We start from the raw sequence: 21,816 nt of genomic DNA, 5'->3' as shown, positions 1-21,816 counted from the left end.
TTTTTTTGCTGAAGGGCTGTTAAGCCTCGATCGCCATGCGTAATTTCTTCATGGCGTTTTTCTCCAGCTGACGCACGCGTTCGGCGGAGACGCCATACTGGTCAGCCAGCTCCTGCAGCGTGGTTTTGTTGTCATCATCCAGCCAGCGGGCGCGGATGATATGCTGGCTACGCTCGTCAAGGCTCAACATCGCATCGCTCAGCTTGTCCGCCGCGTGCGCGTCCCAGTTGTCCTCTTCGATGCCGTCAGCAAAGTCTGAGGTTTTATCCTGCAGATAAAGCACGGGCGCCATCGGCTTGCCTTCGCCAGCGTCGTCGTCAGAGGACATATCAAAAGTCATGTCCTGTGCGGCCATGCGCGATTCCATTTCGAGCACGTCTTTGCTGCTCACGCCCAGCTCGCGCGCAACCATCTCAACTTCATCCTGGTTAAACCAGCCCAGACGCTGCTTGGTTTTACGCAGGTTAAAAAACAGTTTGCGCTGTGCTTTGGTGGTGGCGACCTTCACGATACGCCAGTTGCGCAGTACGTATTCGTGAATTTCCGCTTTGATCCAGTGCACGGCGAAAGAGACGAGACGCACGCCCACTTCAGGATTGAAGCGGCGCACCGCCTTCATCAGGCCAATGTTACCTTCCTGAATCAGGTCAGCCTGCGGCAGGCCGTAACCGGAGTAATTACGAGCGATATGAACAACAAAGCGCAGGTGAGACAGGATCAGCGTCTTGGCTGCATCCAGATCGCCCTGGTAATGCAGCTTCTCAGCCAATGCTTTTTCCTCTTCTGCCGTCAGTACCGGCCAGTTGTTAGCCGCCCGGACGTAAGACTCCAGGTTGCCAAGAGGCGCAATCGCTAAAGTTTGCATTTCTTTGGTCATTCAAACCCTCACAAATTCAATGGACTTGCTGCATGATTCTTTGCGCAGCCGCTACATTATGTCAGCGCTGCAGAAAAACCAAAAGCAATGTGTGCTTATTGGACGACAAAGTTATCCACAAGTTCAATTATAGCAGTGAATAAGATAAGCACAGCTGTCGGCGGGGGATTTTGGGAAGAATCCTCTGCTCCCGTTCGTCGGCAGCAGAGGAAGAGTATATCAAAAAACGTTGCGGAGGGTTACTGGGGCGTAAATCGACGTAAATGTTGCGCCGTCGCCAGCCAGGCGGCGATCCAGCCGATGATCGCCGCCACCAGCAGCAGCAGCAGGCCTTCATCCCAGGAAAAACCTTCCAGCACGAAGGTGGTGCCAAACACCGAAGCCACCTGCGCCACCACTGACTGCAGGCGGAGCACTAACACCTCAGAAAGGATCAGCGAGAGCACGGCGCCCGAAAGTCCCAGCAGCGCGCCGCCGTAAAGAAACGGACGCAAAATAAAGCCGTCGGTAGCGCCGATCAGCTTCTGCACGTTAATGGTGTCGCGCCGGGCAAAAATACTCAGGCGAACGCTATTGCCAATCACCAGGAACACCGCGACCACCATCAGCAAGCCAATCATCGAGGCAACCTGTCCTACCAGCCCGGTCAGGGCCGCCAGGCGCGCGAACCAGCTGTCATCCATGCGCACTTCGTCCACCCCCTGCACTTTCGCCACGCGATCGCGCAGGTTTGCCATGGTGTCGGAATTTTGGAAATTGAGCTTCGGCGTGATGATCGCCACAGCAGGCAGCGGATTCTGCTCCAGCATGTCCATGGCACCGCCAAAGCCCGACCAGTTGCGGAACTCACTCTGCGCCTCTTCGCGCGTCATGTAGTTAACGTGATCCACGCCGTCGAGCTGCTTAAGCTGCGCGGTAACATTTTCTGCCGCCGTGTCATCCAGCGACTTATCCAGATACACGGTGAGCTGCGGAGCCGGATACCACTGCGCCGCCGCTTGGCTAACGTTTTTCCACACCATGTAACAGACGCTCGGTAGCGTCAGCGAGATGGCAATGACCATTACCGTCAACAAGGTTGCCAGCGGTTGGCGATACATATCAGAGAGCGTGCCGCGCCAGGCATAACGCCACTGCTCTTGCCAGCCGCCTTTAAGCGCTTTACTTTTCGACGGCTGTTTCGACGGTTGTTTTGCCGCTTTGGTCGCAGCCGGGCGCTTATTGCGTTTATTGACCATCGTGGCCTCCGTGCAGACGTCCCTGATTCAGCGTCATCACGCGGTAATTGCGGCGTGAGATCAGCCCAATGTCGTGCGTCGCCATTAACACCGTTACGCCCACGCGATTAAACTCTTCAAACAGGCGCAGAATGTCTTCGGACAACGCGTTATCAAGGTTGCCAGTGGGCTCATCCGCCAGCAGCACCGCGGGTTTGTTCACCACGGCGCGGGCAATGCCCACCCGCTGCTGCTCACCGCCGGAAAGCTGGATGGGGAAACTTTTCGCTTTGTCGAGCAGGCCCACCTTATCCAGCGCGGCAGAGACGCGACGACGAATGTCCTCGCCGCTGGCACCGGAAATGATCAGCGGGATCGCCACGTTCTCGTATACCGACCGATCCATCAGCAAATGATGATCCTGAAAAATCATGCCGATCTGACGACGCAGGAAAGGCACTTCACTGCGGCGCAGGCGCGATATGTCATGCCCGCTAAACCAGATCTGCCCGGCACTCGGGCGTTCAATGCCACAAATCAGCTTCAGTAAGGTACTTTTTCCCGCGCCGGAATGGCCGGTGAGGAACGCCATTTCGCCGGGGCGCAGATGAAAATCGACCCCTTGTAGCGCCTGGCGTCCGCCCAGGTATGCTTTACTTACCTCTTGAAAGCGAATCATCCCACTTATTCCTCTCGGGCAAACAGTGCCTCAATAAAATCTCCGGCCTTAAATGGCCGTAAATCCTCAATGCCTTCCCCAACACCAATGTAGCGAATCGGGATGCCGAACTGATCGGCGATCGAGAAGATCACCCCGCCTTTCGCCGTGCCGTCGAGCTTGGTCAGCGCAATGCCGCTTAGGCCCACGGCGTCATTAAACAGTTTGGCCTGGCTGATCGCGTTCTGCCCGGTGCTGGCATCGAGGGTCAGCATCACTTCATGTGGTGCGTCGTTATCCAGCTTTTTCATCACGCGCGTGATTTTTTTCAGCTCTTCCATCAGGTGCGCTTTGTTTTGCAGGCGTCCGGCGGTATCGGCGATGAGTACGTCCACGTTGCGCGCTTTCGCCGCCTGAATGGCATCAAAGATCACCGAGGCGGAATCCGCACCGGTGTGCTGCGCCACCACGGGAATATTGTTGCGCTGCCCCCACACTTGAAGCTGCTCGACCGCAGCGGCACGGAAAGTGTCACCGGCGGCCAACATGACGGATTTACCTTCTGACTGATACTGGCGCGCAAGCTTACCAATGGTCGTGGTTTTACCCACGCCGTTGACGCCGACCATCAGGATCACAAACGGCGTTTTACCGCTGACATCGAGCGGCGCGTCAACCTTGTTCAGAATCTCCGACATCTCGGTTTTCAGCAGGCCGTACAGCGCTTCCGCGTCACGCAGCTGTTTGCGGCTCGCCTGCTGGGTCAAACTGGTGATGATGCGGCGCGTGGTTTCTACCCCTACATCCGCAATCAGCAGCTGCTCTTCCAGCTCGTCAAACAGATCGTCATCAATTTTCTTGCCGCGGAACAGGCTGACAAAGCCAGAACCCAGATTTTCACGGGTTTTCACCAGACTGCGCTTCAGACGGGCGAAAAAGCCCTCTTTGGTCGGACGCTCTTGCTCCTGCGCAACCAGCGGCGCCGCAGCCAGCGGCAAATCGCTCACGGTATCCGCCACTTCGGCTTCGGCGTCTTCGGCGTAGGTTTCCGCCAGCGCCAGCGCTTCCAGCTCTTCATCGCTCAGCGGCGCGTCGTCCTGCGCCTGTGTCGCTGGCTGAGAGGCGTCCTCGGGAACGACGATCGCCGGTTCTGGCAAGTGTGCTTCCTGCTGCGGTTCTGGTTCGACCGGTGCGAGACCCGTTTCAGGCAGATCTTCCGGCAAAACCGCCGCTTGATGCGCGGTGACGCTATCGGGCTGAGCGGTCACTTCCTCTTCCGGCAGGATCTCTTCTTCGATATGGGTGATGGGCGCAGCGTCAGTGTCATCGTGCGTCGCTTCAGCGGTATGCTCCGCATGCGCTTCTGCCTGCGCCTCGGCGCGCGCGTGCGCACTCTCGTCGACGTCAGGTTCAGGTTGCTGCACAGCGTCGTGCTGCGGCACTTCCGCAGGCGGCTGCGCCTGTTCTTCTTTGCCAAAGCCTAGCCAGGAAAAAAAGCCGCGTTTCTTCTCTTTTGCCATTGTGTGACCACACTCCTCGATGGCTTATTCCCGGTGATTCGTTTTCCCAGGGGATAAAATTTAATGCTTTCGCGCATGAGCGGCGTAAAAATCAGGCAATTACGCGCGCGATACCAACTCAATAGTCTAACACTTTCCAGCCAGCGCACCACAGCACCCTTTTTTTAACGTTTCTTCTGCCCGCAGCGCCCGTTAAACTACGCAACAAATTATGACGAGTTATGAGCGACATGCCTAAATCCCCCCGCAGCAGCAGCGCCGCAGGCCAGATCCGCATTATTGGCGGGCAGTGGCGCGGCCGAAAACTTCCCGTTCCCAATAGCGATGGGTTGCGTCCCACCACCGACCGCGTGCGTGAAACCCTGTTTAACTGGCTGGCACCTGATATCCAGCAGGCCCGCTGCCTGGACTGCTTTGCCGGCAGCGGGGCGTTAGGATTGGAAGCGCTGTCGCGCTATGCGGCCTGCGCGACACTGCTGGAGCTGGACCGCAGCGTGGCCCAGCAGCTGACGCAAAATCTCCATACGCTGCGCGCTACGCAGGGCGTCGTGGTGCAGGCCAATACGTTGCAGTGGCTGAGCCAACCCGGCACGCCGTTTGATATCGTGTTTGTTGATCCGCCGTTCCGTAAAGGGCTACTGCAGGAAACCCTCACGCTGCTGGAGCAAAACGGCTGGCTGAGCCATCAGGCGCTAATCTATGTAGAGAGTGAAGTGGAACACGGCGCACCCGTCGCTCCGGCCAGCTGGGATTTATACCGCGAGAAGATTGCCGGACAGGTGGCTTATCGCCTTTATCAACGCCAACAGGAGACGCACGATGTGGCTTAATCTAGGACGCTTACTGATGGTCGGCGTGTGGGCTTTTTTACTGCTGAACCTGGTGCATCCGTTTCCGGTGCCGCTGCGCTATTTTGTGCACGTCGCCCTGTTCTTTATGGTGATTATGCACGGCCTCCAGCTGGTGCTGCTGCGCGCCACCCAGCCCAAAGAGGCGCCCAAGCTCAGCCGCGCCACCCAGGCGAAAATTTTCTTTTTTGGGGTGTTTGAACTGCTGGCGTGGCAGAAACGGCATTATCCTAAAATGTAACCCCAGCGCGCGCCTTCACGGCGCGCCAGGTTAGCGCGCGGGCGTAAAGCTTACAAAGCGGCTGCCCTGCATCTTTAACTCGCCTTTCACGCCTTTGTCCATGCGGTGATAGTCATCCGCGCTGAGCGCAACCTTAAAATCGCCCGCCCCATTTAGCGGGTGAAACCATGCTTCATATTTCATGTTTTCCGCCACGATTTGCTCGCGCTGGCGCGAGCGCAGATTCGGTGACGGCACCTCACGCTTGGTTTTGACCTCCACGGCCATGACGCGTACCGGTGACGCATCGTTCACGGCCGCTTCGCGGCGCTGCTTGATAAACTGACGGGTCGCCAAAATGGCAATGATCGCCAGAACGATAAAAAAGATTAGCGGTGGTTTGCTCATGTTTTCTCTCGCGCTTTGCGGTGGTGTCGGGAACGGTTTCAAGCCGTAAAGGATACAACCAGACGACACCGACTGTCACATTCGTCGGGGGTAACTTAAACTGAGAAGGCGATGTTGGGAAAATTAACGCTGAACGTGGAGTTCAGCAAAGGGAGAAATCATGCTGTGGTCTTTTCTTGCTGTACTTTTTTCCGGTTGGCTGTATGTCGACGCCTCCTACCGTGGTCCCCAGTGGCAGCGCTGGTTATTTAAACCCGTTACGCTGCTGCTGCTGGTCGCCTGGGCCTGGCAGGCCCCCACGCGCAATACCACGGACTATCTGATCCTCGCGGGGCTGGTTGCCACGCTGGTGGGCGACGCGCTGATGTTGCTGCCGCGTCAGCAAATGCTCTATGCGCTGGGCGCGTTCTTCTTGTCTCATCTGCTGTATACCATTAGCTTTGCCGCCCAAATGACCGTGAGCTTCTACTGGCCGATTCCCGTGACGCTGCTGGTGATGGGTGCCGTGGTCATTGGCATCCTGTGGAGCAAACTTGACGCTCTGCGTTGGCCAATCTGTACGCTGATTGGCATGACGCTGGTCATGAACTGGCTCGCCGCTGAAAATTACGTTTTCCGCCCAACGGATTACAGCTTTTCGCTGCTGGTAGGGGCCGGGTTGCTGCTGCTGGCCAATATTATTTGGTTTATTAGCCACTTTCGCCGTCGCTTCAGCGCCGACAGCGCGCTGGTGGCCGCCTGTTACTTCGCGGGCCATTTCATGATCGTGCGTTCTCTCTGGCTCTACTAACTCAGCGGCTCCTGCTTGACTCTGGAGTGGACTCCAGAGTGTAAGCTTCAGGACGTGGGCACGTGCTCACGTCCTGAACGCGGAGATCTTATGCATGCACCTTCCTCTTCCTGCCGCTGCGGCGTGTCTCACAGCGCGTTGCAACCTTGCTCACGCGCGGCTCACCGCCCGCACTCCCTCACCATTTCTGCCGCCACCCCCACCGTGCCGGAACCAGAGCGCTGCTGCGCGGCAGGTGAAACGGCTACGCCCGGAGAGGATGCAGAACCCGACGGCCCCGCGTCGGCTGCCGCACTCGCGTGGCGCATTCGCGGCATGGATTGTCCGTCCTGCGCGCGCAGCATTGAAACCGCCGTTCGTCAGCTGCCACAGGTGCGCGCGGCGCGCGTGCTGTTTGCCAGCGAAAAACTGGTGGTGGAGTCCGATTGCGACGTTGGCGGCGCCGTTGAGCAGGCGGTTAAACGCCTCGGCTTCACGCTATACGCTCATGCCGCGCCGCCGCCGGCCCCTTCCCGCTGGCCGTCGCAGTTTGGCCTGCTGCTACTGGCCCTGCTGATTGCCAGCAGCTGGCTGCTTGGCCGCGTGACGCCGCTGTGGGGCGATCGGCTGTTTGTGCTGGCGACCTTGGTTGGCCTCGCCCCCGTGGCGCGCAGCGCATGGCGGTTGCTGCGCAGCGGATCGCCTTTCAGTATCGAAACGCTAATGACGGTGGCGGCCGCCGGTGCGCTGGCGCTGGGGGCCCACGCCGAAGCCGCGATGGTGCTACTGCTGTTTCAGATTGGCGAACGGCTGGAGCGCTATGCCGCCACGCGCGCGCGACGCGGCGTGACGGCTTTGATGGCGCTGCGCCCGGCAACCGCAACGCGCCTGCGCGATCGGCGGCGTGAGCAGGTGGCGCTTGAGGCGCTGCGGCCAGGGGATGTGATTGAAGTGGCCGCCGGCGGTCGTCTCCCCGCCGATGCTCAACTGCTGAACGCCAGCGCCAGTTTTGATGAGAGCGCCCTTACCGGCGAATCGCTGCCGGTGCTGCGCGAGCCGGGTGAAGCCGTGATGGCCGGTGCCACCAGCGTAGATCGCCGCGTGACGCTTACCGTGCTGTCGCAGCCGGGGGAAAGCGCCATTGATCGCATCCTGCGCCTCATCGAAGAGGCCGAAAGCCATCGTGCGCCGGTTGAGCGCTTTATCGATCGCTTTAGCCGCATTTATACCCCTGCGATTATGCTGCTGGCGCTGCTGGTGATGGTGCTTCCCCCGCTGCTGGACGCGGGCGCGTGGTCAGCGTGGATCTACAAAGGCCTGACCCTGCTGTTGATTGGATGTCCCTGTGCGCTGGTGATTTCCACCCCCGCCGCCATCACGTCGGGTCTGGCTGCGGCGGCCCGTCAGGGCGTGCTGATCAAAGGCGGTGCGGCTTTGGAAACGCTCAGCCGCATTCAGGCGATTGCCTTTGATAAAACCGGCACGCTGACCGTGGGACAACCGCAGGTCACGCAGATCATTCCCCTGGCAGAAGGCGACGAAAACACGGTACTGCGCATGGCTGCGGCAATTGAGCAAGGCGCGCGGCATCCGCTGGCGCGCGCCATTGTGACGGAAGCGCAACAGCGCCAGCTCGCGCTGCCCGACGCCGAGCAGCAACAAACACTCGTGGGCAGCGGCATTTGCGCCCACATCGACGGGGTGAAATGGCAGCTGCGCGCACCGCGCGACGTCACCGACCTGAAGCCGGACGCGCAACAGCGCATTGCGCGACTGGAAGCCGAGGGCAATAGCGTGGTGGTCTTACTTCGGGATCAGCAGGCCGAGGGCATTATCGCCCTGCGCGATCGGCTGCGCGACGAGGCTGTCAATGCGCTGCAGGCCTTACGCGCGCTGGGGATCCGCAGCATCATGCTGACCGGCGACAATCCGCGCGCGGCGGCGGCGATGGCGGGACAGCTGGCAATCGATTACCGCGCCAGTCTGTTACCGGGCGATAAGGTGCAGGCGGTACGCGAACTGCGTCATCGCCAGCCGCTGGCGATGGTGGGCGACGGCATTAACGATGCGCCCGCCATGAAAGCGGCGGATATGGGCATTGCGATGGGCAGCGGCACCGATGTCGCCCTGGAGGCCGCTGACGCCGCCCTAAGCCACAGCAACCTCAACATTCTGCCGCACAGTATCGCACTGGCGCGTCGCACCCGGGCGGTGATTCGGCAAAACATCGCGATAGCGTTGGGACTCAAAAGCCTGTTCCTGATCACCACGCTGCTTGGATTTACCGGCCTGTGGCTGGCAGTGCTGGCGGATTCTGGTGCCACCGCACTGGTCACCGCCAACGCGCTGCGTCTACTGCGGCAGCGTTAAGCCGCCGCGCCTTTCTGGATGAGGTACTGGTATGGCAACGTGTCGGTTTGCTGTGCCAGCAATTGATGATCCATATAGCGGCAAAAGCCGGGGATGTCGCGCGTGGTGGCCGGATCGTCAGCCACGATCAGCAGGGTTTCACCTGCCTGCATGGTGCGCACCGTTTTGCGCACCATCATGACGGGCTCAGGGCAGCGCAGGCCGAGCGCATCAAGCGTGTGGTCCGGCGTAGAAAAGGCATCGCTCATAATGTGCTGTCTTCCGTAAAGGGTGGGCGCTCATTCTAGCGCGCCGATTCACCAGCGCAAGGCGATAACGATTGCGTTAAAATTAACCATTGCATTCGTTGCGCAACACGTTAAGATGCCGACCGTTTTGCTAATCGATCCGCCCCGCACTGACGGCACGCGCAGCGCGGACGGAAAAATTGGGTTCCCTCACCCCACCACTAAAAAGGTTCATTATGCTGGTTTTATCTGCAGGTCAGCGCATGCACGCGCTGTTTTGGCTGTCGCTTTTTCATTTGCTGGTGATCACCTCCAGTAACTATCTGGTGCAGCTCCCGGTGGCTATCTTTGGCTTCCACACCACGTGGGGCGCGTTCAGTTTCCCGTTTATTTTCCTCGCCACCGATCTTACGGTTCGCATATTTGGCGCACCGCTAGCGCGGCGCATCATTTTAGCGGTGATGATCCCGGCGCTGTTTATCTCCTATGTGGTCTCTTGCGTGTTCTATCAGGGCGCGTGGCAGGGCTGGTCGTCGCTGCAAAACGTCAACCTGTTCGTGGCACGCATCGCCTGCGCCAGCTTTATGGCGTATGCGCTGGGCCAGATCCTCGACGTGCACGTGTTTAACCGCTTGCGCCAGTTACCGCAATGGTGGATCGCGCCCGCTTCCGCCATGTTCCTTGGCAATATCAGCGATACCTTGGCGTTCTTTTTCATTGCCTTCTACAAAAGCCCGGACCCCTTTATGGCGTCACACTGGGTAGAGATTGCGCTGGTGGATTACAGCTTCAAAGTCTTGATCTGCATGATTTTCTTTTTGCCCGCCTATGGCGTACTGCTGAACACTGCGCTGAAACGCCTGGCCGAGCGCGCCGCGCAACGCCAGATAAATTTCAGCTAACGGGAGATAGACGTCCTGCCGCAGTGCGCTAAGATTTCCTGACAAAGCGACGGTTGCTTTTACCCGGTAAATTCGCTTGTATAGCGCCTGATTAGGATCTGAGAAAAGGGATAAGAATGCGTAACGTAGTGAAATATGCCGGAATTGGCTTGCTGATCGTTGGGCTTGCCGCATGCGATCAAAAGAAAGATGACACCCCTGCCAACCACAGCGACGCTGCCGCCACTCAGTCCGCTCAGACGGTGAATCTGATGGACGGGAAACTCAGCTTTAGCCTGCCTGCGGGCATGTCAGATAAGAGTGGAAAGCTGGGTTCTGAAGCGAACAATATGCACGTTTACGCCGATGAAACCGGTCAGCGCGCGATTATTGTGATTGCTGGCGATACCAACAATGATGCGCTGGATGTACTGGGACAGCGTTTTGAGCAGCAGCAGCGTAACCGCGATCCCCAGTTGCAGGTGGTATCGAACAAAGCGGTCATGCTGAAAGACCAGCCTGCACAGCAGTTGGATACGGTGATTTCCGCCAATAATCAGACCTCATGGTCATCGCTGATTCTGGCGAAAGTGGACGGTAAGCTCATGACCATGCAGATCACCCTGCCGGCTGATAACCAGCAAAAGGCGCAGAGTGACGCAGATGCCATTGTGAAAACCATCACCCTGAAGTAAATGCACACCAGCAGGCGTATGCCTGCTGCGCGCAATCAAACGCGTTCGCCGGAGACATCCCGCGAACGCGTTTTTTTTTACAGCCTGACGGGAGAGATATGCCAGATCTCGTCGGCGTACTCCTGAATCGTCCTGTCGGACGAGAAGTAGCCCATATTGGCAATGTTCAGAGCGGCGCGGCGCTGCCACTCGGCCGGTTGACGGTAAAGCTTGTCCACCTTGTCCTGCGTATCCACATAGCTGCGGTAGTCGGCCAGCAGCTGGTAGTGGTCGCCAAAACTGACCAGCGCGTCAAACAGATTGCGGTAGCGACCCGGCTCTTGCGGACTGAACACGCCGGTGGCGATCTGCGTCAGCGCCTGATGCAGTTCGGCATCTTCCTCAAAGTATTTACGCGGGTTGTAGCCCTCCTGACGCAGCTTCTCTACCTGCGGCGTGGTGTTCCCGAAGATAAAGATGTTATCGGCACCCACGTGCTCGCGCATCTCCACGTTGGCACCGTCCAGCGTGCCAATGGTCAACGCGCCGTTCAGCGCAAACTTCATGTTACTGGTGCCAGACGCTTCCGTGCCCGCCGTGGAGATCTGCTCTGAGAGATCCGCAGCAGGAATAATGATCTGCGCCAGGCTCACGCCGTAGTTGGGAACAAACACCACCTTGAGCTTGTTTTTCACCTGCGGATCGTTGTTGATCACATCGGCGACATCGTTGATCAGATGAATGATGTGCTTCGCCACGTAATACGCCGAGGCCGCTTTCCCGGCAAAGATGTTCACGCGCGGCACCCACGTGGCGCTGGGGTCGGCCTTGATACGGTTATAGCGCGTAATCACGTGCAGCACGTTCAGCAGCTGGCGCTTGTATTCGTGGATGCGTTTGATCTGCACATCGAACAGCGCGTGTGGATCGAGCACGATATCCATGTTTTTTGCTACCCACTCCGCCAACCGCTTTTTATTGGCGAATTTGGCGTCGGCCACCTGCTCAATAAAGGCCGGATAGTCAATGTGCGGGGTTAAATCACTCAGCTGGCTAAGGTCGGTACGCCAAGTGCGGCCGATGGTCTCATCCAGCACTTCGGAGAGCGCGGGGTTGGCCAGCGCCAGCCAGCGGCGCGGCGTGACGCCGTTGGTTTTGTTACAGAAGCGGCCGGGGAACAGCCGGGCAAAATCGGCAAACAGCGACTGCACCATCAAATTAGAGTGCAGCTCTGAAACGCCATTCACTTTATGGCTGACCACCACCGCCAACCACGCCATGCGTACTCGGCGTCCATCGTTCTCGTCGATGATTGAAATGCGTGCCAGCAGATCCCAATCGTCGGGATAGTACTCCTGAATGGTTTTCAGGAAGTAGTCGTTGATTTCAAAAATAATGCTCAGGTGACGCGGCAGAATTTTGCCGATCATGTCCACCGGCCAGGTTTCCAGCGCCTCGCTCATCAAGGTGTGGTTGGTGTACGAAAACACCTGACAGGTCACTTCGAACGCGTCATCCCACGTGAACTTGTGATCGTCGATCAGCAAGCGCATCAGCTCGGGAATGGCCAGCACCGGGTGCGTGTCGTTGAGGTGGATAGCGATCTTGTCTGGCAGATTGTCCCAGGTTTCATGCATCTGCCAGTGACGATGCAGAATGTCCTGCACCGTAGAGGAGACGAGGAAATACTCCTGACGCAGGCGCAGCTCGCGTCCTGAATAGGTTGAATCATCCGGATAAAGGACGCGCGACACGTTTTCCGAATGGTTTTTATCTTCTACCGCCGCAAAGTAATCGCCTTGGTTAAATTTCCCCAGGTTGATCTCGTTACTGGCCTGCGCGCCCCACAGGCGCAGCGTGTTGGTCGCGTCGGTGTCATAGCCAGGAATGATCTGATCGTAGGCCATCGCCACGATCTCCTCGGTTTCCAACCAGCGCACGCGGCTGCCTTCGTGCTGCAATCGTCCACCGAAGCGCACTTTATAACGCGTGTTGAACCGCTGAAATTCCCACGGATTACCGTACTCCAGCCAGTAATCGGGCGATTCACGCTGCTGGCCGTCCACGATGTTTTGCTTGAACATGCCGTAGTCATAGCGGATGCCGTAGCCGCGGCCCGGCAGGCCGAGCGTGGCGAGCGAGTCAAGGAAGCAGGCAGCAAGGCGTCCAAGGCCGCCGTTGCCGAGGCCGGGATCGTTCTCCTCCTCCATCAGCTCGCTGAGATCGAGACCCATCTCATCCAGCGCCTGATTGAGATCGTCATAGATCCCCATGGCCAGCAGGGCATTGCCCAGCGTGCGCCCCATCAAAAACTCCATCGACAGGTAGTACACCTGGCGCACATCCTGCGACAGCTGTGCGCGGCTGGAGCGCAGCCAGCGCTCCACCATGCGGTCGCGCACCGCCAGCAGTGCGGCGTTGAGCCACTCGTGTTTATTAGCAATAGACGGATCTTTACCAATGGTAAACATCAGCTTATAGGCGATTGAGTGCTTGAGAGCATCAACCGTCAACGTGGGTGAGGCATAGGTGAAAGGTGCGTTCATATCCAGTGTCCCAATCTCGTTACAGCAAGCGTTGATAAAGATCGCGGTAAGCCTGCGCGGCTACCTGCCAACTAAAATCCATCCCCATCGCCTGGCGCTGTACGTAACGCCAAAGAGCAGGACGGGACCAGAGTACAAAAGCGCGCCGGATCGCACGCAGCAGGGACCAGGCATTACTGTCTTCAAAGCTGAATCCGCTGGCCACCCCGTCGGCAAGGTTCTCGAGCGAACTGTCTTGCACGGTATCCGCTAATCCGCCGGTACGACGTACCAGCGGCAACGTGCCATATTTCAGGCCGTAAAGCTGCGTCAGACCGCACGGTTCAAACCGGCTCGGCACCATGATCACATCTGCGCCGCCCACAATGCGGTGGGAAAAGGCTTCGTGATAGCCAATCTGCACGCCCACGCTGCCTGGATGCTCCGCGGCCGCCGCCAGAAAGCCCTGCTGCAGCTCGGCATCGCCTTGACCCAGCAGCACCAGCTGACCGCCCTGCGCCAGCAGACCGGGCAGCGCTTCCAGCACCAGGTCCAGCCCTTTCTGCTTGGTTAAGCGGCTGATGACGCAAAACACCGGCACTTTGTCATCCACGCGCAGGCCCATGGCAATTTGCAGCTGGCGCTTGTTCTCCGCTTTACTTTCCAGCGTGTCGCGATCGTAGCGCGCCGTAAGCAGCAGATCGTGGGCCGGATCCCAAATGCCGGGATCCACACCGTTGAGAATGCCGCTTAACCGCCCTTCTCGCAGCCGCTGCTCCAGCAGCGCCTCCATGCCATAGCCAAATTCGGGGCGCGTAATCTCTAACGCATAGGTTGGGCTGACAGCCGTAATATGATCGGCAAAATAGAGCCCGGCCTTTAGGTAAGAAATCTGGCCAAAGAATTCGAGCCCGTGCATAGCGAAAAACGCCGGGGGAATCTGGATCTCGTCCAGATGCCGCGCCGAGAACAGGCCCTGATACGCCAGATTGTGTACCGTAAACACCGTTTTCGCCGGACGACCGCGATCGGCAATGTAGGCGCAGGTCAGACCCGCGTGCCAGTCGTGCGCGTGCACGATATCCGGCCGCCACTGCAAATCAATGCCGCTGGCCAACTCTGCGCCCATCCAGCCGAGCAGCGCAAAACGCAGATAGTTATCCACGTAAGCAAACTGCGCCGTATCGTGATAGGGGCTGCCGGGACGATCGTAGAGCGTCGGGGCGTCGATCAGGTAAATGCCGACACCGTTAAATTCGCCTAAAAGCAGACGAACCGGTCCGGCGAACGTTTGTAGCTCCGCCACAATGTCGGTCTCAGGAATCCCTTTAAGCAGATCCGGAAACGCGGGCAGCAGCACTCGCGTGTCCGTACCATCGGCTATTTGAGCCTGAGGCAATGCGCCGACGACATCAGCCAACCCACCGGTTTTTAACAGCGGGAAAAGCTCTGAACAGACATGTAAAACCTGCATCCTGAACCCCTATTGTGTTATTGCTCGCGTTCCACGCGACAATTTTTATGCCTTTCGTCACTTACTGACCCGCAGCGGCCAATTTGGCCAACATGGCGCGCGTCACCAGCACGATGCCCTCTTCTGAACGGTAAAAACGGCGACTGTCCTCGTCAGGGTTTTCACCGATCACCATGCCTTCTGGAATTACGCAGGCGCGATCGATCACGCAGCGTCGCAGGCGACAGGATCGATTTACCACCACGTCGGGAAGCAGCACCGTGGAATCAATGTTGCAAAACGAATTAATCCGCACGCGCGGAAACAGCACGGAATTCACCACCACCGAGCCGGAGATAATGCACCCGCCAGAGACCAGGGAGTTCATGGTCATGCCGTGGCTGCCGGATCGGTCTTGCACAAACTTCGCGGGCGGCAGCGGCTCCATGTGGGTGCGAATCGGCCACTCGTGGTCGTACATATCCAGTTCAGGCGTGACCGAGGCGAGGTCAAGGTTGGCGCGCCAATAGGCTTCCAGGGTGCCTACGTCGCGCCAGTAGGGCTCGGCACTTTCATCATGCTGCACGCAAGAGAGCGCGAAGGAGTGGGCATACGCCTCACCGCTGGCGACAATTTTCGGCAGCAGATCCTTACCAAAATCGTGGCTGGAGTCGCTCAGCAGCGCGTCCTCCTCAAGCAGTTGGTAAAGATAGTCCGCGTTAAACACATAAATGCCCATGCTGGCCAGCGCTTTGCTGTCGTCGCCGGGCATAGACGGCGGGCTTGGGGGCTTCTCAATAAAATCGATTACATTGTTCTGCGCATCAACCGCCATCACCCCGAACGCCGACGCCTCCGCAAGCGGCACCGGCAGGCAGGCGATAGTGCACTTCGCACCACGATCGGCGTGATCCAGCAGCATGCGCGAGTAATCCATTTTATAGATGTGGTCGCCTGCAAGAATCACGATGTACTGCGCGCGATAGCGCCGGATGATGTCGAGGTTTTGCGTCACCGCGTCCGCCGTACCGCGATACCAGTATTCGGTGGCCGCGCGCTGCTGGGCAGGCAGCAGATCAACAAATTCGTTCATCTCTTCGTTGAACAACGACCAGCCGCGCTGAATGTGCTGCGTCAGCGTGTGGGACTGGTATTGCGTGATCACACCAATGCGCCGAATACCGGAGTTGATGCAGTTAGAAAGGGCGAAATCAATAATGCGGAACTTACCGCCAAAATGCACGGCGGGCTTGGCGCGCTTCGCGGTCAGATCTTTCAGGCGCGTACCGCGTCCGCCAGCCAGGATCAAGGCAACCGTTTGTGTAGGGAGCTGGCGTGCCAGCATCAGGGGGTCGGTTCTATCTAACTTAACCATGTCTGACTCCTCAGGATTTTTTCATGAACACGCACACACCGTGCGCGGGTCCGTGCCAGACAGTTGTCACGATTGGGTTTTCTTCCCCGGCGAAAGGAGGAATGGCACGCCACTCTCCGTCTGGTAAGGCAAGGTCACTCACCTCTTCCGTGGCATTTATTGTTATTAACCAGCAGCCGGAGAGCAGGATTTGCAGTCTGTGCACGCCCTGTTCCCACGCGTGTGTTTCCAGTGGTCTGCCGCTGGCATTCAACCACTGAACGTTGCCATCACCCCCTTGCCACCACGCATCGGCGGTCAGCGCGGGAATGCGCTGGCGCAGCTGAATCAACGCGGCGGTGAAATCCACTAATCCCTTATCATCCTGCTGCCAGTTGAGCCAGGTCAGCGGGGTATCCTGACAGTAGGCGTTGTTATTGCCGTGCTGACTGTGACCGCGCTCATCGCCTGCCAACAACATCGGCGTGCCCTGCGCCAGCAGCAGCGAGGTCAATAACGCACGGGCGCTGAGACGACGCCGCTCGACGATATCGGCGGTCACGTTCAGCCCCTCTTTACCGTGGTTATGACTAAAATTATGGCTGCTGCCGTCGCGGTTATCCTCACCGTTGGCCTGGTTATGCTTGTGGTTAAAGCTCAACACATCGCGCAAGGTAAAGCCGTCGTGCGCGGTAATCAGATTGATACTGGCGTGCGGCAGGCGCGCGCCGCGCTGGAAGACGTCGCTGGACGCCGCAAAGCGACGCGCGAAGTCTCCGTTGCTGACATCGCCGTGCAGCCAGTAGCGGCGCACATCATCTCGAAAACGATCGTTCCACTCGGCAAACGCCGCCGGAAAATTCCCCACCTGGTAGCCGCCGGGGCCGATATCCCAAGGTTCCGCAATCAGCTTAACCTGCGACAGCAGCGGGCAAGCGCGCATCGCTGCCAACAGTGGCGCATCCTGATGAAACGCGGGCGTGCGACCCAGCACGCTGGCTAAATCAAAACGGAAGCCATCAATGTGGTATTCGCGTACCCAATGGCGCAGTGCCTCCAGCGCCCACGTCATCACGGCCGGATCGTGGAGGTTGAGCGTGTTGCCGCAGCCGGTCCAGTTATGGTATTCCCCGCCGTCGCCTAGCCAGTAATAGCTGGCATTGTCCACGCCGCGCAGCGACAGCGTGGGGCCAATCTCTTCCAGCTCGGCGGTGTGGTTGAACACCACATCCAGAATCACTTCTATACCCGCCGCGTGCAGATTTTTGATCGCCTGCTGCAGCTCCTGCTGCGGCGTGACGCCCTGCTCACCGGACGCATAGCGCGGATCCGGCGCCCACAGCGCAAATGGGTTATAGCCCCAATAGTTGCTTAACCCTAGCCGCTGTAGACGTGGCTCACTGGCAAAGTGGGCCACGGGCAGCAGCTCCAACGCGGTAATGCCAAGGTGGCGCAGATACGTCACCATAGCAGGATGGCCCAGTGCCGCATAAGTACCCTGCTGGCTTTCCGGAATGTCCGGATGCTGTCGGGTCAGACCGCGCACGTGCGCTTCATAAATCACCGTCTCTCCCCACGGCGTTCGCGGCGGCACGTCGTCTTCCCAGTCAAAATCGTCGGCCACCACCTGCGATTTAGGCGCGATGGCCGCGCTGTCTTGCGTATCGCGCGTCTGTTCGCCGCCGAGCAGACGCACATCGTCTGGCACGTCGCCGATCACCGCTTTGGCGCAGGGATCCACCAGCAGCTTTGCCGGATTAAATCGGTGCCCTTGCTGCGGCGCCCACGGACCGTGGACGCGGTAGCCGTAACGCTGGCCGGGTTTGAGGGCAGGCAGGTAGCCGTGCCAGATATCACCGCTGCGGGCCGGCAGCGTATAACGACGCTCGCCGCCCTGCGCGTCAAACAGGCACAGCTCCACTTTCTCCGCGTGGCGAGAAAACAGCGTAAAGTTAACGCCGCGCCCATCATAGTGGGCGCCCAGCGGCGAGGGCTCACCCGGCTCCAGCATTAATCGCCCTCCCGCACCAACCAGAGCGTTGACAGCGGCGGCAGCGTGAGACTCAGCGACTGGCCGCGACCGTGGCTCTCAATGTCATCCGTATGCACGACGCCGTGGTTGCGTGTGTCGCTGCCGTGATAGTCGTGCTGATCGGTGTTCATCACTTCCCGCCAGCCGCCGCGCTGGTTCACGCCGAAGCGATAGTGCTGGCGCACCACGGGCGTAAAGTTGCTGACAACAATGATTTCATTGCCGTCGCGGTCGCGGCGCACAAACGCAAACACCGAGTTTTCATGGTCATCGACCACCAGCCATTCAAAGCCGCTGCTGTCAAAGTCGAGCTGGTAAAGCGGCGCGTAGTGACGGTAGGTGAAGTTGAGATCGCGGACCAGCCGCTGCACGCCGTTGTGCCAGTTGTCTTCCCCCTCCAGCAGATGCCAGTCGAGGCTGGTGTCGTGGTTCCATTCGCGACCTTGGGCAAACTCGTTGCCCATAAACTGCAGCTTTTTGCCCGGGAAGCCCCACATCCAACCGTAATAGGCGCGCAGGTTGGCAAACTTCTGCCACGCGTCGCCCGGCATGCGATCCAAAATGGAGCGCTTACCGTGCACCACTTCATCGTGCGACAGCGGCAGCACGAAGTTTTCGGTGTGGTTATAGAGCATGCCGAAGGTCATCAGGTTGTGATGATAGCGGCGGTGCACCGGATCGAGTTTCATATAGTCGAGGGTGTCGTGCATCCAGCCCAGATTCCATTTGAACCAGAAGCCGAGGCCGCCTGCCTCAGACGGACGCGTGACGCCGGGGAAGTCAGTGGACTCTTCCGCCACGGTAATGCTGCCCGGGGCAGTACGTCCCAGCGTGCGATTGGTATGGCGCAGGAAGGAGATGGCTTCAAGGTTTTCACGCCCACCAAGGTGATTGGGCACCCATTCGCCCTCTTTGCGGCTGTAATCACGGTAGATCATGGACGCCACGGCATCGACACGCAGGCCGTCAATGCCAAAGCGCTCGACCCAGTAAAGCGCGTTACCTGAGAGGTAATTGCTCACTTCACGGCGACCAAAGTTATAAATCAGCGTGTTCCAGTCTTGGTGGAAGCCTTCGCGTGGATCGCTGTGTTCATACAGCGAGGTCCCGTCAAACTTGGCCAGACCGAAATCGTCGCTCGGGAAGTGGCCCGGTACCCAGTCCAGCAGCACGTTCAGGCCCGCTTCGTGCGCGGCGGCGATAAAATGGCGGAATTCATCGCGCGTACCAAAGCGGCGCGTTGGGGCGTACATGCCCAGCGGTTGATAGCCCCAGCTCCCGTCGAACGGGTGTTCGTTGATCGGCAGCAGTTCAAGATGGGTAAAGCCCATCTCTTTGGCGTAGGGCACCAGCTGTTCGGCCAGCTCTTTGTAGCTCAGCCAGAAATTGTTATCGGTGTGGCGACGCCACGAGCCGAGATGCACTTCGTAGATAGAGATAGGCTTATCAAATTCGTTTGCCGTCTTGCGCTGCGGCTGCATCTCCACCTTGGGCGGCAGGCCGCAGATCATAGAGGCGGTTTGCGGGCGCATTTGCGCTTCAAACGCAAAGGGATCGGCTTTGATGCGCAGCTGCCCATCAATATCGATAATTTCGTATTTATACAGCTGACCGTTGACCGCGCCGGGCACGAACAGCTCCCAGATGCCCAGCTCGCGACGAAAGCGCATCGGGTGGCGACGGCCATCCCAAAAGTTGAAATCACCCACCACGGAAACGCGCCGCGCATTGGGTGCCCACACGGTAAAACGCGTGCCGCTCACGCCATCAATGGTGGTACCGTGCGCCCCCAGCGTTTCATAGGGACGCATGTGCGTGCCTTCCGCCAGCAGCCAGGCGTCCATTTCCGCCAGCAGCGGGCCAAAGCGATACGCATCGTCAATCAGGTTTTGCTGCCCGTGCCAGGTCACCGCCAGCTGATAGCGAAAACGGTTTTTACGGCGCGGGATCACGCTGCTAAAGAAGCCGCGAGAATCAATACATTTTAGCTGCGCGCATTTGCGTCCCGTATTGGTCTCAATGACCCATACTTCTGAGGCGTCAGGCAGCAGCGCACGGACTTCAAGTCCGGCAGCGGTTTGGTGCATCCCCAGAATCGAAAAGGGGTCGGCGTAATGACCCGAAAATAGGGCATTGATCGCATGACGATCGGGAAGCTCAGACATGACTTTCTTCCTATGATTTATGCGCAGGCGACCGGAGTGAGCGACTATGCCTTCTCAGGTGCGCTGCTTTTCATTGAGCCATACATACAACAGCAAGAGAAAACACCGTCCGTGGGAAAGTACTTTGCCGTGTACAACAACCGTTCAGATCGGAAAGCAAAAACAGTAAAAAAACGGCATATCACTGTTCAATCATAGCTTGGGGCTGGCAGTTGCCAGGCAGGATTGAAAAAAAATCTTTGCGAACGCGTAAAAAAGGGAACTCGATCACTTGTCCGGCGTAATTTGCGTTAAGTTTCACGCGCTCAAGGTCAAAAAAAAAGGCCGGGAAACCCCGGCCTGTCTGGTTTACGCTGCGCTTAGTCGATCAGTAAACGTAACATGCGGCGCAACGGCTCGGCGGCGCCCCACAGCAGCTGATCGCCCACGGTAAACGCCGAGAGATACTCAGGCCCCATATTGAGCTTGCGCAGGCGGCCCACCGGCGTGGTCAGGCGTCCCGTCACCGCCGCTGGCGTCAGCTCGCGCATCGTGATCTCGCGATCGTTCGGCACCACGTTGACCCACTCGTTATGGGAAGCCAAAAGCTGTTCAATCTCCTGCAGCGGCAGATCTTTTTTCAGCTTGAGCGTAAAGGCCTGGCTGTGGCAGCGCAGCGCGCCAACGCGCACACACAGGCCATCCACAGGAATCACGTTGCGGGTAGAGAGAATTTTGTTGGTCTCAGCCTGCCCTTTCCACTCTTCACGGCTCTGGCCGTTGTCCAGCTGTTTGTCGATCCACGGAATCAGGCTGCCCGCCAGCGGCACGCCAAAGTTATCGGTAGGCAACGTGCCTGAGCGGGTGAAATCGGTAACGCTGCGCTCAATGTCCAGAATCGCCGAGGCGGGATCGTGCAGTGAGGTCGCCACGTGATCATGCAGCATGCCCATTTGCGTGAGCAGCTCGCGCATGTGGCGCGCACCGCCGCCGGAAGCCGCCTGGTAAGTGGCCACTGACGCCCACTCCACCAGATCGTTGGCGAACAGGCCGCCCAGCGACATCAGCATCAGGCTAACGGTGCAGTTGCCGCCCACGAAGGTTTTGATGCCGTTGTCCAGCCCCTGACGAATCACCTGGTGGTTCACCGGATCGAGAATAATGATGGCGTCATCTTTCATGCGCAGCGTAGAAGCTGCGTCAATCCAGTAGCCCTGCCAGCCGCTTTCGCGCAGCTTGGGGTAGACTTCACTGGTGTAGTCGCCACCCTGACAGGTGATGATGATATCCAACGCCTTGAGCGCCTCAATATCAAACGCATCCTGCAGCACGCTGGTGGTCTTACCGCCAAAGGTTGGCGCGGCCTGACCCAGCTGAGACGTGGAGAAAAAGACCGGATTGATCACATCAAAATCGCGTTCTTCACTCATGCGTGACATCAGCACAGAGCCGACCATGCCACGCCAACCAATAAAGCCTACATTCTTCATTTTCTGTCCGTCCGGGGCGCGTTTTACGCTGCCCTTCGTGGTGCAAGGAAAAGACGCGCTGAACTTGCCTGCACGTCTGCGTCATAATCAGGTTTACCTGCGTCCCTCAACTCTACAAAATGCAGCCCTTCTGGCAAGTGAATTAATTC

18 protein-coding genes are annotated in these 21,816 nt (G+C 58.4%); 6 read left to right on the top strand and 12 right to left on the bottom strand.

The genetic code is table 11. The features are described 5' to 3' along the window. Window positions 1-19: 19 nt before the first annotated feature. From rpoH to ftsY, 4 genes are all read right to left on the bottom strand, one after another. A complete protein-coding gene (gene rpoH / locus LU196_RS08980) occupies window positions 20-877 on the bottom strand; it encodes an RNA polymerase sigma factor RpoH (protein WP_145886382.1) in 858 nt (285 codons plus the stop codon). A gap of 239 nt (window positions 878-1,116) precedes the next feature. Continuing rightward, on the bottom strand, window positions 1,117-2,115 hold the full coding sequence (gene ftsX, locus LU196_RS08975; RefSeq protein ID WP_232758953.1) for a permease-like cell division protein FtsX: 999 nt from the start codon (window positions 2,113-2,115) through the stop codon (window positions 1,117-1,119). Next, window positions 2,105-2,773 carry a cell division ATP-binding protein FtsE gene (gene ftsE / locus LU196_RS08970; RefSeq protein WP_232758952.1) on the bottom strand — a complete coding sequence of 223 codons (669 nt, stop codon included), beginning with the start codon at window positions 2,771-2,773 and terminating at the stop codon, window positions 2,105-2,107. The genes ftsX and ftsE overlap by 11 nt, the downstream gene beginning before the upstream one ends. Before the next feature lie 5 nt (window positions 2,774-2,778). After that, window positions 2,779-4,272: a signal recognition particle-docking protein FtsY gene (gene ftsY, locus LU196_RS08965; RefSeq protein ID WP_232758951.1), complete on the bottom strand. Its 1,494-nt coding sequence runs from the start codon at window positions 4,270-4,272 to the stop codon at window positions 2,779-2,781. A 230-nt stretch (window positions 4,273-4,502) separates the two neighbouring features. Between ftsY and rsmD the strand changes: the two genes are divergently transcribed. Beyond that, on the top strand, window positions 4,503-5,102 hold the full coding sequence (gene rsmD / locus LU196_RS08960; RefSeq protein WP_232758950.1) for a 16S rRNA (guanine(966)-N(2))-methyltransferase: 600 nt from the start codon (window positions 4,503-4,505) through the stop codon (window positions 5,100-5,102). Further along, a complete protein-coding gene (locus LU196_RS08955) occupies window positions 5,092-5,361 on the top strand; it encodes a DUF1145 family protein (RefSeq protein WP_232758949.1) in 270 nt (89 codons plus the stop codon). Before rsmD ends, LU196_RS08955 begins: the two co-directional genes overlap by 11 nt. 30 nt (window positions 5,362-5,391) lie before the next feature. On the opposite strand, the gene LU196_RS08950 is transcribed toward LU196_RS08955, so the two are convergent. Beyond that, window positions 5,392-5,748: a DUF2500 domain-containing protein gene (locus LU196_RS08950; RefSeq protein WP_232758948.1), complete on the bottom strand. Its 357-nt coding sequence runs from the start codon at window positions 5,746-5,748 to the stop codon at window positions 5,392-5,394. 160 nt (window positions 5,749-5,908) lie between these two features. Here LU196_RS08950 and LU196_RS08945 point away from each other — a divergent pair, with 160 nt between their 5' ends. Then, window positions 5,909-6,538, top strand: a complete 630-nt coding sequence (locus tag LU196_RS08945) for a lysoplasmalogenase (RefSeq protein WP_232758947.1) — start codon at window positions 5,909-5,911, stop codon at window positions 6,536-6,538. 90 nt (window positions 6,539-6,628) lie between these two features. Further along, window positions 6,629-8,887 carry a zinc/cadmium/mercury/lead-transporting ATPase gene (locus LU196_RS08940; protein WP_232758946.1) on the top strand — a complete coding sequence of 753 codons (2,259 nt, stop codon included), beginning with the start codon at window positions 6,629-6,631 and terminating at the stop codon, window positions 8,885-8,887. On the opposite strand, the gene tusA is transcribed toward LU196_RS08940, so the two are convergent. After that, the gene (gene tusA / locus LU196_RS08935; protein ID WP_232758945.1) at window positions 8,884-9,135 is read right to left on the bottom strand and encodes a sulfurtransferase TusA; all 252 of its coding nucleotides are present in this window, start codon (window positions 9,133-9,135) and stop codon (window positions 8,884-8,886) included. The two genes, LU196_RS08940 and tusA, sit on opposite strands and share 4 nt — an antisense overlap. 215 nt (window positions 9,136-9,350) lie before the next feature. Between tusA and LU196_RS08930 the strand changes: the two genes are divergently transcribed. Next, complete coding sequence (locus LU196_RS08930; protein ID WP_232758944.1) at window positions 9,351-10,016, top strand: 7-cyano-7-deazaguanine/7-aminomethyl-7-deazaguanine transporter; 666 nt, start codon at window positions 9,351-9,353, stop codon at window positions 10,014-10,016. 116 nt (window positions 10,017-10,132) lie between these two features. Beyond that, window positions 10,133-10,690: a DcrB family lipoprotein gene (locus LU196_RS08925; RefSeq protein WP_232758943.1), complete on the top strand. Its 558-nt coding sequence runs from the start codon at window positions 10,133-10,135 to the stop codon at window positions 10,688-10,690. Window positions 10,691-10,767: 77 nt separating this feature from the next. Here LU196_RS08925 and glgP read toward each other — a convergent pair whose 3' ends face one another. The 6 genes from glgP to asd all read right to left on the bottom strand — a co-directional run bounded on the left by glgP (window position 10,768) and on the right by asd (window position 21,667). Beyond that, complete coding sequence (gene glgP, locus LU196_RS08920) at window positions 10,768-13,215, bottom strand: glycogen phosphorylase (RefSeq protein ID WP_232758942.1); 2,448 nt, start codon at window positions 13,213-13,215, stop codon at window positions 10,768-10,770. A gap of 19 nt (window positions 13,216-13,234) precedes the next feature. Then, on the bottom strand, window positions 13,235-14,668 hold the full coding sequence (glgA, locus tag LU196_RS08915) for a glycogen synthase GlgA (RefSeq protein ID WP_232758941.1): 1,434 nt from the start codon (window positions 14,666-14,668) through the stop codon (window positions 13,235-13,237). 61 nt (window positions 14,669-14,729) lie between these two features. After that, window positions 14,730-16,022, bottom strand: a complete 1,293-nt coding sequence (gene glgC / locus LU196_RS08910; protein ID WP_232758940.1) for a glucose-1-phosphate adenylyltransferase — start codon at window positions 16,020-16,022, stop codon at window positions 14,730-14,732. 10 nt (window positions 16,023-16,032) lie between these two features. Continuing rightward, the gene (gene glgX, locus LU196_RS08905; protein WP_232758939.1) at window positions 16,033-18,012 is read right to left on the bottom strand and encodes a glycogen debranching protein GlgX; all 1,980 of its coding nucleotides are present in this window, start codon (window positions 18,010-18,012) and stop codon (window positions 16,033-16,035) included. After that, window positions 18,012-20,198, bottom strand: a complete 2,187-nt coding sequence (gene glgB / locus LU196_RS08900; protein ID WP_232758938.1) for a 1,4-alpha-glucan branching enzyme — start codon at window positions 20,196-20,198, stop codon at window positions 18,012-18,014. Before glgB ends, glgX begins: the two co-directional genes overlap by 1 nt. A gap of 359 nt (window positions 20,199-20,557) precedes the next feature. Beyond that, complete coding sequence (asd, locus tag LU196_RS08895) at window positions 20,558-21,667, bottom strand: aspartate-semialdehyde dehydrogenase (RefSeq protein ID WP_232758937.1); 1,110 nt, start codon at window positions 21,665-21,667, stop codon at window positions 20,558-20,560. Window positions 21,668-21,816: the final 149 nt, after the last annotated feature.

It is taken from the genome of Pantoea sp. Mb-10 (assembly GCF_021272205.1).
Taxonomy (GTDB): Bacteria; Pseudomonadota; Gammaproteobacteria; order Enterobacterales; family Enterobacteriaceae; genus Pantoea.
Note: the sequence above shows the minus strand (reverse complement) of the source record. Positions and strands in the feature narration are given on the sequence as shown.